Consider the following 12,928-nt stretch of genomic DNA (forward strand, 5'->3'; position numbering starts at 1 on the left):
CATTACCCTACTGAAACGGGTAAAGATCCACGTGCTGTGCGTTCGCCGCTCATAATTTCCGCCAAGCTTTTGTATACCGGAGAGAGTGCTCTCTTGGTTTCCGGATGCACTGCGGTGGAATAGTGATAGCTGAAGAGCACAGTAGCTTGCGGCAGAATACGGGGGTTAATATAGGGTGAGCGCATCGCCAAAAACCAATTGCGTCCACCCGCAACACGGTTGCTTGAGAGCACATCAACAATCTCAAAATCATTGCTCTGAGTACTATCGTCTGTCTCACTAAAGTCCGTTCCACCCCAGTCTACCGCACTATCATTGGGTGACAATTCAACCCAAACTAGCTGGCAATTTAGATACTCTTTAAGTTCGTAGGGTCGAACATTAAGACAGTCAAAGCCCAGCAATTTAAGCTCGCTAGCTATAGATATGGCTAACGCAACTGAACTACCTGACACAACCACGGACTGGCTTCGATTCAAGCTGTCCTCACCTATCGAACAAATTGACAACTGGGCTAACTCCGTTTCAAGTGCAAGATGGCTAGGGCTGCGAATCACGGCCGGGTTTAGAGCGATTGGCGGATAACGCGCTTCGAGCGCTTCAATGCGCGCAATTGATGCCGACATTTCCCGTTGAATACTGGGAAATTCAGCTACGCCAGCCACCAGCTCATCAAGAAACTGCTCAAAGCGGATAAAATCAGCGGGGCCTTCGATACGGAACGGCATGAGCAAAATGTCCGCACCCGCTGCCAAACTTTCGAGCGCAGCCTGCACCAGATCAAAGTTCTCAGCAATGGCGCCCATATCCAGCGCGTCGGTGATGATACAACCTTTAAATTCCAGCCTATCGCGCAGCAACTCGCTAAGGATTCGCCGTGATAACGTGGCAGGGCGAATAGCCTCTTGCCCATTCACATCAACCAACGGCGAGTTGTCTAGAGAGGGATACTGGATGTGCGCAGTCATAATAGCAGCGGGGTTTTGGCGAGCAATGAAGTGACGATAGGGAGCTAGGTCTATGGCGAAGGCCTCATCCTCATTTCGATCCACGCGAGGAAGGCCAACGTGGCTATCGGAATGCGTATCGCCGTGACCGGGGAAGTGTTTCAGTACCGCCCCAACGCCACTGGCTTGCAGGCCCGCGGTAAAGGCTCCGCCCTCACTGCATACCAGTTCAACGGACTCTCCGAATGCTCGGACATTGATGACCGGATTGGCCGGATTACTATTCACATCCACGGTGGGGGCGAAATTTAAATTAATACCCAATGCCTGAAGCTCAAGCCCCATCGCCGCGGCCACCACATGGCTGCGCGACATACCGCCTGCCGCGGCTGCCCCCATGGCCATTGGCCCAGCAAAATCAGTACACATGCCACGAGGCGTTCGCATTACCCTACCGCCCTCTTGATCGATGCCAATCAACATCCTTGGATTGCTGCTAGCTTCTCGGAGTGAGGCGGTTAAGGCTACACACTGCTCAATCGTGGAAATGTTCTCGGCAAACAGCACCACGCCCGCCAGCGGGTTCAGCTGGAGGAATTCACGCCACTGTGTTGGCAGCTGAGTCAGGGGAGCGGTTGTCTCCTGAGTTTCCCCAAATAACCTTAGGTCTAACATCATCCGGCGGCTAAGTTGTTGGCGAAGTGAATTATCTGGGCGCACTAGCGATTCCATTCAAGCTTAATAGAGTAATAAGTGTAACTCAGGGTCGAGGGGCTGTCTCGTGAGTGCTGTTCTGTCAGCGAAGTCCTGTGAGCGAACTCCTGTCAACGAAGTCCTGTCAGCACAGTTTGGTAACTCGCGTTTGACTGACATCAGGCGGATGTCACCCAGTAGTTTCTAATCGCGTAACGCAACTAGCTCTCTGTCCGATAGGGCAGATATTCGGAGCAGGCTTGAAACTCACTGTTTATATCCAACGCTTCACGCTGCAGAAAATCGGCAATCGCAGCCTTGAATTCAGGCTGATAAATAGCGTGGTACGAATCTGTAAGGACGGGTTCAAAGCCTCGCTTTAGTTTATGAACCCCCTGTGCTCCCGCGTCAATCCGCTGAAGCCCGTTGGCGATGGCAAATTCTATGGCTTGATAGTAACAGAGCTCAAAATGCAGTTCGTCCACGTCTTCAGAGCAGCCCCAATAACGTCCATAGAGCGTCGTACTATCCTGCATAAACCACGCTGCGGCAATCCATTCGCCATCGCGGAACGCCTGTGCCATATGGATTTGCGGCGCTAGCGACTCACCGACGCTGCGAAAAAATGCACCATTGAGATAGCCATTATGTCCGCTTCGTTTGCGATAGGTGGATTGGTAAAAGCGAGTAAATTGGTCCCAATCGGCTGCGCTCAAATCCGTGCCCTTAACCATTCGACAGCTGACACCTTGATCACTAACACGTTGTCGAGCCTTTCGAATCGCCTTTCGGTTGCGTGACTTCAATTGTCCCAAAAAGGAATCAAAGTTGTCATAGCTTCGATTAAACCAATGAAACTGTATTGAACTACGGTGCAGCAGTGCTAACTCACTAGCAGGGCGATTCTGAGCAAATAAATAGTGCCAAGAGCTGGGCCGCACGGATTCATCACTAATTTGAAAGGCGAGTTGCTCCATCGTTTGTGTGAAATGTTGCAGGGCGTCTTGCTCGCTAACCGTCGTAGCAAGGCGAAGTCTTGGGCCGGTAGAGGGTGTAAAGGGTACTGCGGTCAGTAACTTAGGATAGTAGGCCAACCCAGATCGTTCGTAGGCGTCAGCCCATGCGTGATCAAATACATATTCGCCGTAACTGTGCCATTTTAGGTAACAGGGCATAAAGGCGAGCAGTTCGCCGTCTTCAGCAAGCAGTGCAAAGTGGCACACTTGCCAACCAGAATTTCCACCTACTGAACCAGAGTGTTCAAGCGCCTGAAGAAACTCAGCGCGAAGAAAGGGATAATCATTAGCGGGGAGCGCGTTCAGTTCATTTGAATCTATCTCATCCACCGAGTTCAGCAATTTAACCTGCATGACAGCCTCTCACACTCGCCTACCTTTTATTGTGCTCGAATATCGATTCGATAACATCGCACTCATCCTACCTTTTAATCGCCAAGAATATAACGTCCCATGATGATTCACCAAAGCCTTTGCCTTCTCAACTAGAACACCAGTTATTGATGATAACCGAAGTGACCGCAAACGCCCTTTCGCTTTAGACTGATCTAAATAAACCCTATAGAGAGTGTTCAATGGATCCCGTTAGTCAAGCTGTCGTCGGCGCAATCGTCCCCCAATCCGCAGCGAAGCCAAAACAAATTATCGCTGCCGGTTTGATTGGCGCACTTGCTGGTATGGCCCCTGATTTAGATGTACTAATCCGCTCCAACTCCGATCCACTGCTCTTTCTGGAATATCATCGTCAGTTTAGTCATTCACTAATTTTCATCCCGGTGGGTGGGTTGATCATGGCGCTACTATTACACCCCTTATTCGGGCGAAGGAGTGATATGACCTTCCGCCAAACACTTTTATTTGCGACCTTAGGCTTTGCTACCCATGGCTTATTAGATGCCTGTACCACCTACGGAACACAGTTGCTGTGGCCCTTTAGTAATGAGCGGATATCCTGGAATACCATTGGTATTATTGACCCGCTGTTTACCCTTCCACTGGTGGGTTTAACCCTGGGCGCTGCCATTAGCAGGAATCCGAAGTGGGCACGGATCGCGATTGCGTGGGCGTTGGTGTACCTAGTGCTGGGAGTTGTTCAGCGGGAGCGAGCTGAAGAATTAGCGCATCACGAAGCTGCGCTACGGGGTCATGTCCCCGTTCAATTGAGCGCCAAGCCAACTATTGGCAACCTGTGGCTGTGGAAGACCGTCTACGAATTCGACGGTCAGTTTTATATTGATTCTGCACACTTAGGATTCAATCAGCGTTGGTATCCCGGCGAAAGTATTCAACGTCTGACGGCGGAACAAATTCCCGAGTGCCTTTCTGAAGCTAGCCAACAGCGCCGTGATATAGCTCGCTTTAATTGGTTTTCACAATCCTTTACCGCCGTGCAAAGCCAGCCGGAACTCAGAGTTATCGACGTCCGATATTCCATGGTACCCAATCAGATTGAGCCACTGTGGGGGATCAATCTAAATTGTGACGCCAGTGAAGACTCACACGTAGAATACTTTACCAGCCGTAATCTCAGTAACGAAACGAAAGCTGAATTCATTCGACAGCTCTTGGGAGATTGACAAGGTATCGTGCGTCATTGCGGCGGACTTCAGTCCTCCATTCATTACAGCGCCATACTTTCTTAATAAAAAAACATCCAAAAAAGAACGATAGTCTCCAATACAGTGACGCTATTTACTCTAAAGCTTCATCAATAATACTCATTGATTACGCAGCATAAACATTGAATGGACCTGAAAAATAGGGATTGAGACCATGTTAAGTGGCAAACGGCCCAATTTGGTTTATTCTACTTTGCAGGTTAAACTTAACGCTACGCAAAAGGTCACTGCTATGCCGGCATCTCGTTCAACTTCATTATTAACCCTAATTCTCCCAGTGATTTTAGCAACGGGATGCGCTTCAACTTCCGATGACATTGAGCACGCGGGAGACTCGACCGGTGAAGCACTAAATACTGCGGCTGAAAAGAGCGGTGAGGCGTTGAGCGACGCTTGGGAGGCTACGTCAAATGCCACCCAATCGGCAGCCGATTCAGTGAGTGAGTCAGTCGATGATGACTAATTGGCGTTGGAGCTTATTTCATGATTGACCAGGGTCAGCTATTCCAAATTCCTAACCCCTGCCGCAATATCTGTGAAGTTAACAGTAGAGGATTCTGTAAAGGTTGTTATCGCAGCCGTCAAGAGCGCTTTAATTGGAATGATTTCACTGATTTTCAGAAACACTTAGTGGTTCAGCAATGTGCCCTTCGGGAACGCCGACTTCACATAGCCTTAAGATTAAAGCGTGAGCAGGAAGCGCTCGAAATGCAGCGACAAAAAACTCAGTTTGATCTCTTCGGTGAGCCCATCGTTTTTGAAGAGCCTGAGATAACCCAAGCGGAAGATTTTTCACCGCAAATGCCACTCATCTAAGCGTGTTAGAAACTGTCACTTCGCAGATCGGAGTCTGTCATAGTGTGAAGCGTTAACTCGGGGCTCGATTAGCCAACTAGGATAGTTGCAGTTTCGCTTTTTGAATAATTTGACCTAGCCTTGTTAAGTAATCTAGCGAGGAGATATACTATGGAACTTGAAGCGATCCTAATCATGTTGGTGATTGGTGGTGTAGCTGGTTGGTTGGCCGGCGCTCTGTTAAAGGGCGGTGGAATGGGACTGAGTGGTAACATCGTGGTAGGTATTATCGGCTCGGTCGTGGGCGGCGTTATCTTTCAGGCAGTAGGTATTAGTATTGGCGGCGGATTAATTGGCGCCATTGTTTCTGCAACCGTAGGAGCCGTTATTATTCTGCTTGTGTTGGGCGCTATTAAAAAATAATCACAAGCCCATAACATCGTATCTATACAGTTAAAGGGCTTGGATGGGTTCGTAGCCGTTAGCGCTTTATTGTCTATACCCTTTTTTGTTACTTGAGATCATTTTATGTCGCGTTTAGTAAACAGTCGTCCCTACTACTTGTCCATCGCCCTAATTTTAATAGCAATCTCTGTTTGCTTCTTCGCTGCAACGCGCCTCCAGGGGCAGCAGTTAATACTACTGATCCACGAAGGCGGCATTGTAGAGGTGCTCTCCGCACTAGGATACCTAGTATGTATCGCAATAATTCTGCGCCAGGGCGGCCTTAACTTCGCGCGTCAACATTGGTACTTTGTTGCGATGCTCGCCGCCTTCTCTGCCCGAGAATTCGATTTAGATAAACGTTTCACAGCGGTAGGGATTCTCAAAAGTAAGTTTATAGTTAGCCCTGATGTAGGACTATTCGCCAAAATTATTGGTGTGACGATACTATGCATAATCCTCGCTGCGCTAGGCCAAATCCTTTGGCGCTACTCCCGCACGTTTCTTAGAGAGGTATGGCGGTTTAAACCATTTGAGTTGGCAATCGGCTTAGCCGGGGGATTTTTGGTTATCGCAAAAAGTATTGATGGTATCGGCCGCAAGCTAGCGAGTTTTAATATCTCCGTTGACGCCAATTTGGAGGGTAAACTTATGTATCTAGAAGAGTCGCTTGAATTGGCCGCCCCCTATCTACTATGCGTTGCCGCTAGCTATTATTTTGCTTCGCAAAAACCCAACATTGTCGACGAAGATTGAAGCTCAATCGAATACAAGCTTCTTCACCAGCTTGGGTTTGATAGGTAAACAGAAAACGCTTACTTATCAAACCAAACTCGAGTCGCAACCTATTTCCTGAGATTTAATGAAACGGGAAGAGATAGTTCATCCAAGATGCCATTCTCAGAAGAATCTTTCGCATAATGGCAACGTGGGTGAAATGCGGGCTATAAATAGCCGTTTGAGCATAGGCGCCGCCGGGCAACTGACCTCGATATTGTTCATAACGCTCATCTGTTATCTCAATAATGACCGCGATTCGCCCAGGTACATTGGAAGTTCGGGAACTGATCAAGCTGCTTGAGGGCGAAATTTGGCCTTCAGCCATCGCGCCTAGAACTTGTACAACTTCACCGGTGAAAACCGTACCTGGAACACTATCGAAAGCAACCTCAGCCTCATAACCCTCACTAATCCGTAGGGCGCTATTCTGTCGATACCAGCCTACAAGATAATGAGACTCCTCATTAACAAATGTCATCGCTGGTGACAGCGGTAAATTTACGGCCATCATTCCTGGACGAAGCGCTAGTTGAGTAACGTGGCCACGAGAAGGCGCTCTCACTACGGTGTGCTCTAAGTCGTATTTTGCAGCAGCATGCTGAGCCGTTAAATCATCAACACTTGCGCGCGCTGCATCCACCGATCGTGCCGACGCCGAACCGCTTCGAACCAGTGTTTCTGCTCGTTCGAGGTCATCGCGAGCTTTAATTAATCGCGCTTCCAGCGAAGCAATTCTGAATTCATAAGGTTGAGGATCAATTTTAAAGAGCACATCTCCCTGCTCGACCGTTACATTTGGCTCAACGGGAACGTCAATAACTCTTCCCTTTACAACCGGAATGACTGGATTGGTGACAAAGTACGTACGGCTGTTTTCACTGAAGGGATGGTTGTAGTTCATTAATACAATCAAGCTACCAATCAATACGATCCCCCCGAGTACCGCAGTAGGAACGGTCCATTTAGTCAGCGGAATCTTGAAGATTTTGAAGATCGCAGAACAGAATGCCGCGTAGGTTAAAATAAGTAATAAATCCATTACTCGGCTCCTTGCTCAGACTGACTGTTAGCTGAATCATCGCCCGCGCCCTGATTTCTCTCTGCGAGGGTGATGAGTTTATTAATAGACGCCTGCTGATTTTCTAGCTGTGCTTCCAAACGCGCAATGCGTTCATCGCTTCGCGATTGCGTGGCGTCCGTATCTTTTTTAGCCGCCATACCCCACCCTCGGTCCTCACGATATAGTGTTGCCCAAATCCAAAGAAATGGCCAAAGTACATGCAGCGTAAAAAGACTAACCCAACCGGCATAGTGAATGGCATCTTGATGCGGGTGATTTCGATACTTTGAAATCTCATAGGGAATATCGTGGATAGCGATGATTCCGTAGAATAAGATCAAAGCGGCTACCACGAGGATTACCAGAGCTAAATATTCAAGCATTACAATACTCCTTGAGGTCCAAAAACGGTTAAGGCCACAACTCATAATGAGTGGCGGCCTAAAATCCGAAATTAGAACAATTCTATTCTGAGCTTAATTTACGGGCGATATACTCATCAACGAGTTGCGTTAATAGCGATAGCGGAACCGATCCATTTGTGAGGATAACGTCGTGAAACTCCCCCCAATCAAAACGCTCTCCCAGAGAATTTTGAGCCTTACTGCGTAGCTCCCAGATAGTTAGCATGCCCACCTTGTAGGATACCGCTTGCCCAGGCCAAACAATATAACGACGAATCTCCGACTCGATGTCACCCTGCGTCATTGGCGTCGCCATTAACATATAGTCTCTCGCTTCCTGTTCTGTCCAGCGCTTAGCATGAATTCCACTATCTACCACCAAACGAGCTGCGCGGAATACTTCATAGGAGAGCCGACCAAAATCTTGGTAAGGGTCCGTAAAGAAGCCCATGTCTTTACCTAGCATTTCCGAATAAAGCGCCCAGCCTTCGCCATACGCCGAGTACCAAGCTAAGCGTTGAAACATCGGCGCATCCGTTAGCTCCTGAGAAATTGAGCTTTGGAAATGATGGCCTGGAGAACCTTCGTGGTACGCTAGGGTTTCTAACTGATAGGCGGGCAATTCGCTCATATCGGACATATTGACGTAGTACGCGCCCGGGCGCGTCCCGTCTAATGATCCAGGTTCATAGAAGGCCCCCGTTGCCGTTTTGATGCGATAAGGCTCAACGGGGCGAATTTCTAGATCCGCCTGTGGCAGCGTATTAAAGTACTCGGGCGCTTTGTTTAACATCTCCGTTTGAACTCGGGTTGCCTCAGCGAGATAGGCCTGACGACCGGACTCATCATCTTCATAGTAAAATTCTGGGCTGGTTCTCAGGTGAGTGAAAAACTCCTGTAGTGAACCTTCGAAGCCCACTGAATTCATGATGTCGCGCATTTCTGCGTGAATTCGGTCTACTTCTGCCAAGCCAAGTTCATGAATGGCATTAGCATCAAGATCTGTGCGAGTAGTGTATTCCTCAAGTTGTGCTTGATAGAACGCTTCGCCCCGAGGTAGTTTCCAAACGCCGTCGTCATCGGTGGAATTTAGGGCGTGCTCGTTCATTGTGGCAATGAGATGCTGGTATGCGGGCAGCACATCGAATACCAACGCATCCTCGGCTTCTGCCAATAAACGCTCCTGCTCTGCCTCACTAATTTCAAGTTCCGCGAGCTTCCCTTTAAAGTCAGCCCATAGCGCAGAATCATCACCGTCGGCAAAAGGCGCCCCGCTAATAAGCCCCTGTGCCGTTTCGATGATGATTGGATAGGCAAAGCTCGGTGGTTGGACACCAATCGCTGCAAGATCATCAGCTCGCTGGGTATGAAGATTCAAAGTTTCGTCAAAGCTGTCTAAACGCGAGATATACGCCTCGGCATCTGCAACTGAGCTAATAGAATGGTAGCCAATTAAAACGGTAGACATATCGGTATGCGGCCCAAAGAATTGGGTGAAGACATAACGATGGTCATTGAATTCAGCTTGGCGAATTGCGTTATTCGCAATAGCAATCGCGAAGTCATAACTCACTTTGGCGGCTGGCTCTAATTGCTCACGATTGAACTCGGTCGTTAACACTTCCAGTGTCTGCTCGGCACGGAGCAATTGCTGAGCCACCGCTTCATCGGACACATCATCCCACTGCCCGTAGGCCACCTTGTCTTCGGTCTGCCCAAGATAGGTTTGACTTAACGGTGAACGCGCAAGCTCGTTCTCAAACTCGGTTGCGAAATAACTGTGAAGACGCTGAGTCTCCGTAATCTCCACCTGCTCTGCAGTAGATTCGGCAGGTTGCTCAGTGGTACTACGTGTGTCACAGGCCGTCAGGACAGCCCCAGATAAAATAGTCGAGATGGCAATAGCAAGTTTCTTTGATGAACGTTTCAATGTCTGCACCTTCAAAGTTAATGTTATAGATCTTAAAGTACCACAATGTGAATTTAAGCGTCGCCTCTTATGCGGCCTGTATTGGGTAGCTGATGACCACCTATTCGTTATAAAACAACAAATTCAATCTCAAAGGGTTAGCACGACCTTGCCCATAGTATTGCCACACCTCAATAGTTCGATGGCCGCCGGTGCTTCATTGAATGGGAACTCATGGCCCACATGGGGAGGCTCCGTAGTATAAGCTTGCATCGCTTCCATCAAACCCGAGAGGTAGGCGACATTTTCATAGAGCCAAATAAGGTTAAAGGCCATGACCGATTTGTTATCACTGATCATATCCATGACATCGTATTTAGGCCGCCTGATATACTTAATTGCTGCCTTCAGGTAATTTGGCCGACGTTTTCCCGGAGTAAATTCCGCGGCACCAAACACAATCAAACGCCCCATTGGATTCAGGGCATCAAAGCATGCCTTTTGGACAGCGCCACCAACCCCATCTAACACTAGGTCAATATGGATACCTTCGCGCATAAGTTGCGCCGCAAAGTCATCTTCACGGACTAAGACCTGCTCATCTCCCCGTGTTGCCAGAAATGCTTGCTTCGCCTCGCTTCGAACCGTCCCGATAGCCGTGGCACCCATCGCTTTAATCAACTGCATAGCCTGAAGCCCCACGCCACCCGCCGCGCTATTGACTAAGACCGAGTGGGAAGGCTTGAGGGCACCCAGCTCCTTGAGCGCATAGTACGCGGTAAGGGTCTGTACAGGATAAGCGGCCCCCTGTTGAAAACTAAAGCCAGCTGGCAAAGGCGAAAGATAGGCCGCTGGCGTATCGATCACTGAGGTGTAGCCTCCAAAACGCGTCACGCCCATGACTTTATCCCCCACGGAATAATCACTCGTCTTCGACTCAGCCACTACACCACTAAACTCCAACCCGGGAGTAAAACCTCCAGAAGGCGTTGCACTATAAAGCCCCGTCAGAGCAAAAATATCGGCAAAGTTAAGACCGACTGCTTTAACCTCAACTCGTACTTCGTTGTCGGCTAGCTCGCCAAGTTGATCATGAACTAAAGTGAGCCGAGCCGTGTCGCCAGCTTTAGGTGTATACCATCGTGTTCGTTCCATTTCCGCTCCCTCTAGAAACTGCATCGTTGTGTGTGAGTTAAGGCCATTCGTAAAAAAGCCGCAACATCCGTCGCGGCTTATCGTCTCTTTACTAGCGCCCTGTGCTCTTACCAGCCACAGCTTCGACCAGCATTCTGTTCATCTAGCCAATTCTTGAGTGGCTGGAAATATTCGATGACAGCGGTAGCGTCCATTTGCCCAGATTCATCAATCGTAGCAAGTGCCTCCTGCCATGGCCTACTCTGACCCATTTCCATCATTTGCATGAGCTTATCGCCGGCTTCTTTGTTGTCATAAATTGAACAGCGATGTAACGGACCTTCAAATCCTGAAGCCTCACAAAGTTCACGGTGTAATTGGAACTGGAGGATATGCGCCAAGAAATAGCGCGAGTAAGGTGTATTACCCGGAATATGATATTTCGCGCCCGGATCAAAGTCAGTGTCGGAACGTTCAACCGGTGATCTTACACCCTGATACTGTTCACGAAGCTGCCACCAGCCCTCATTATAGGTCTCTGGTGTTAACTCTCCGCTGAATACCTGCCAACGCCACTTATCTACCATCAGACCAAAGGGCAAAAATGCTACTTTGTCTAACGCCATACGCATCAGATAAGGGAGATCACCTGAGGCATCAGGCTCCTCTTCAATCAAGCCGATGGCCTTCAGATAACTGGGCGTAATAGACAGTGCCACGGTATCACCCAGCGCCTCATGGAAGCCATCGTTGGCGCTGCCGCGATACAGCATTGGCTGCGTTAAATTATAGGCGCGCTGATAGTAGTTGTGTCCCAGCTCATGATGAATGGTTTGGAAGTCCTCTGCATTCACCTGAATACACATTTTAATGCGATAGTCCTCAGTGGTGACATCCCAGGCACTGGCATGACAAACTGAGTTACGGCCTACCGGTTTAACAAATTGTGAATTCGTCCAAAAGGTATCTGGCAGCTCTTCGATTCCCAATGAAGTAAAGAAGCTTTCTGCCTGTTCAACCATTTGTACTTCACTATAATTTTCGGCCACTAGACGCGCTGTTACGTCAACACTCGAACCACCTTCTGGCGCGACACTATCGTAGATATTGCCCCACTGTTGAGCCCACATATTGCCGAGTAAATGAGCTGGAATTGCGCCGTTATCGGCAACAACATCGTTACCATATTGCTCGTTCAAGCTTTCGCGAACATGACAGTGAAGTGCTTCATAGAGCGGCTTAACTTGTTCCCAAACACGGTCCATCTCCGCGGCAAAATCATCCGCTGGCATATCATACTTAGAACGCCACATTGCACCCACATCGGTAAAACCAAGATCTTGTGCCCCGAGATTAGCAATCTCAACAAGACGCGTGTAGTCCGCTTTCATTTGCGGCGAAACCTTCCGCCAATCAATCCATGCCTGAAGCATTTCATCCGGATCTGATGATTCGGCCAAGGTATTTGAGAGGGCTATCAAATCGTGCTGAGCGCCCTCGGCATCGTATCCAGCGCCATACATCCCTCCCAAGCGACTTTCAATGCTGGCAAGCTCAGCTGCTAGTTCTGGTTGAGCAACCGGAGCTGGGAGTGTTAGACCAAGTCGCAGCAAATTGAGTTTCCGCTGCGTATCTTCAGGAAGGTCCATACCATTAAATTGCGCAGCACCATTAGCTAACTCAATTCCCAATACTTTGAATTGCTCATTGGCTAAGGATTCGAGGTACTGGGTGTCTTCGTTAATATAAGTCTGAGCAACCCAAGAAGCCTTAGCCGTGTACTCATACAAATTCTCAATTCGTTGCTCGGCCTCAAGCACGTACGCCTGAGCATCCTCAGCAGTCTTAGGAGGCGTCTCGTCCTGGGGTTGCGAACACCCCGCAACGGCGGTCGCCACGGCAGTTGCCATGATCAGGCGATTAAATAACTTAGTAGTTGTGACCATCTTGGTTTCCTATGTAATTATTATCGTGACTCTACATTAATAGGACTGACAGATAGGTGCAACCCCAAACGGAGGACTATACTCGGCTCGTTGGCGCTCAACAATTAGCAGAAAAACAGGCTAACTGTGTGTTGCTTTATTCAGCAAAATCGAATGTCACTGAGTATGATCCACAGGCCGA

12 protein-coding genes are annotated in these 12,928 nt (G+C 48.8%); 5 read left to right on the top strand and 7 right to left on the bottom strand.

The features are described from left to right. Nucleotides 1–2 precede the first annotated feature (2 nt). Both Q0698_RS04355 and Q0698_RS04360 read right to left on the bottom strand, forming a co-directional pair. Nucleotides 3–1,667: a glycoside hydrolase family 3 N-terminal domain-containing protein gene (locus Q0698_RS04355; RefSeq protein WP_298634099.1), complete on the bottom strand. Its 1,665-nt coding sequence runs from the start codon at nucleotides 1,665–1,667 to the stop codon at nucleotides 3–5. Nucleotides 1,668–1,861: 194 nt separating this feature from the next. Further along, nucleotides 1,862–3,010 (bottom strand): GNAT family N-acetyltransferase, encoded by a 1,149-nt coding sequence (locus Q0698_RS04360; RefSeq protein ID WP_298634101.1) that lies wholly within the window; start codon nucleotides 3,008–3,010, stop codon nucleotides 1,862–1,864. Between the two features lie 221 nt (nucleotides 3,011–3,231). Between Q0698_RS04360 and Q0698_RS04365 the strand changes: the two genes are divergently transcribed. The 5 genes from Q0698_RS04365 (at nucleotide 3,232) to Q0698_RS04385 (ending at nucleotide 6,270) form a co-directional block, all read left to right on the top strand. Next, nucleotides 3,232–4,233: a metal-dependent hydrolase gene (locus tag Q0698_RS04365; RefSeq protein WP_298634103.1), complete on the top strand. Its 1,002-nt coding sequence runs from the start codon at nucleotides 3,232–3,234 to the stop codon at nucleotides 4,231–4,233. A gap of 196 nt (nucleotides 4,234–4,429) precedes the next feature. Beyond that, nucleotides 4,430–4,738 (top strand): hypothetical protein, encoded by a 309-nt coding sequence (locus Q0698_RS04370; RefSeq protein WP_298634105.1) that lies wholly within the window; start codon nucleotides 4,430–4,432, stop codon nucleotides 4,736–4,738. Between the two features lie 20 nt (nucleotides 4,739–4,758). Next, nucleotides 4,759–5,091, top strand: a complete 333-nt coding sequence (locus Q0698_RS04375; protein WP_298634107.1) for a DUF1289 domain-containing protein — start codon at nucleotides 4,759–4,761, stop codon at nucleotides 5,089–5,091. 150 nt (nucleotides 5,092–5,241) lie between these two features. After that, a complete protein-coding gene (locus Q0698_RS04380) occupies nucleotides 5,242–5,493 on the top strand; it encodes a GlsB/YeaQ/YmgE family stress response membrane protein (protein WP_298634108.1) in 252 nt (83 codons plus the stop codon). Between the two features lie 105 nt (nucleotides 5,494–5,598). Continuing rightward, the gene (locus Q0698_RS04385; protein ID WP_298634110.1) at nucleotides 5,599–6,270 is read left to right on the top strand and encodes a hypothetical protein; all 672 of its coding nucleotides are present in this window, start codon (nucleotides 5,599–5,601) and stop codon (nucleotides 6,268–6,270) included. Nucleotides 6,271–6,373: 103 nt separating this feature from the next. Here Q0698_RS04385 and Q0698_RS04390 read toward each other — a convergent pair whose 3' ends face one another. The 5 genes from Q0698_RS04390 to Q0698_RS04410 form a co-directional block, all read right to left on the bottom strand. After that, the gene (locus Q0698_RS04390; protein WP_298634112.1) at nucleotides 6,374–7,333 is read right to left on the bottom strand and encodes a biotin/lipoyl-binding protein; all 960 of its coding nucleotides are present in this window, start codon (nucleotides 7,331–7,333) and stop codon (nucleotides 6,374–6,376) included. Beyond that, nucleotides 7,333–7,737: a DUF3302 domain-containing protein gene (locus Q0698_RS04395; RefSeq protein WP_366140270.1), complete on the bottom strand. Its 405-nt coding sequence runs from the start codon at nucleotides 7,735–7,737 to the stop codon at nucleotides 7,333–7,335. The genes Q0698_RS04390 and Q0698_RS04395 overlap by 1 nt, the downstream gene beginning before the upstream one ends. An 82-nt stretch (nucleotides 7,738–7,819) precedes the next feature. After that, entirely contained in the window at nucleotides 7,820–9,688 is a 1,869-nt protein-coding gene (locus Q0698_RS04400) for a DUF885 domain-containing protein (RefSeq protein WP_298634115.1), read from the bottom strand. A gap of 129 nt (nucleotides 9,689–9,817) precedes the next feature. Further along, entirely contained in the window at nucleotides 9,818–10,822 is a 1,005-nt protein-coding gene (locus tag Q0698_RS04405) for a zinc-binding dehydrogenase (protein WP_298634117.1), read from the bottom strand. A 107-nt stretch (nucleotides 10,823–10,929) separates the two neighbouring features. Then, nucleotides 10,930–12,747, bottom strand: a complete 1,818-nt coding sequence (locus tag Q0698_RS04410) for a M2 family metallopeptidase (protein WP_298634118.1) — start codon at nucleotides 12,745–12,747, stop codon at nucleotides 10,930–10,932. Between the last annotated feature and the right edge of the window lie 181 nt (nucleotides 12,748–12,928).

The organism is uncultured Umboniibacter sp. (assembly GCF_947497555.1).
GTDB lineage: Bacteria > Pseudomonadota > Gammaproteobacteria > Pseudomonadales > DSM-25080 > Umboniibacter.

What these genes read in the sequence shown, in the direction of transcription:
- Q0698_RS04360 (WP_298634101.1), bottom strand. Translation starts at nt 3,010, where the DNA reads ATGCAGGTTAAATTGCTGAACTCGGTGGATGAGATAGATTCAAATGAA.
- Q0698_RS04365 (WP_298634103.1), top strand. Translation starts at nt 3,232, where the DNA reads ATGGATCCCGTTAGTCAAGCTGTCGTCGGCGCAATCGTCCCCCAATCC.
- Q0698_RS04370 (WP_298634105.1), top strand. Translation starts at nt 4,430, where the DNA reads ATGTTAAGTGGCAAACGGCCCAATTTGGTTTATTCTACTTTGCAGGTT.
- Q0698_RS04375 (WP_298634107.1), top strand. Translation starts at nt 4,759, where the DNA reads ATGATTGACCAGGGTCAGCTATTCCAAATTCCTAACCCCTGCCGCAAT.
- Q0698_RS04380 (WP_298634108.1), top strand. Translation starts at nt 5,242, where the DNA reads ATGGAACTTGAAGCGATCCTAATCATGTTGGTGATTGGTGGTGTAGCT.
- Q0698_RS04385 (WP_298634110.1), top strand. Translation starts at nt 5,599, where the DNA reads ATGTCGCGTTTAGTAAACAGTCGTCCCTACTACTTGTCCATCGCCCTA.
- Q0698_RS04390 (WP_298634112.1), bottom strand. Translation starts at nt 7,333, where the DNA reads ATGGATTTATTACTTATTTTAACCTACGCGGCATTCTGTTCTGCGATC.
- Q0698_RS04395 (WP_366140270.1), bottom strand. Translation starts at nt 7,737, where the DNA reads ATGCTTGAATATTTAGCTCTGGTAATCCTCGTGGTAGCCGCTTTGATC.
- Q0698_RS04405 (WP_298634117.1), bottom strand. Translation starts at nt 10,822, where the DNA reads ATGGAACGAACACGATGGTATACACCTAAAGCTGGCGACACGGCTCGG.
- Q0698_RS04410 (WP_298634118.1), bottom strand. Translation starts at nt 12,747, where the DNA reads ATGGTCACAACTACTAAGTTATTTAATCGCCTGATCATGGCAACTGCC.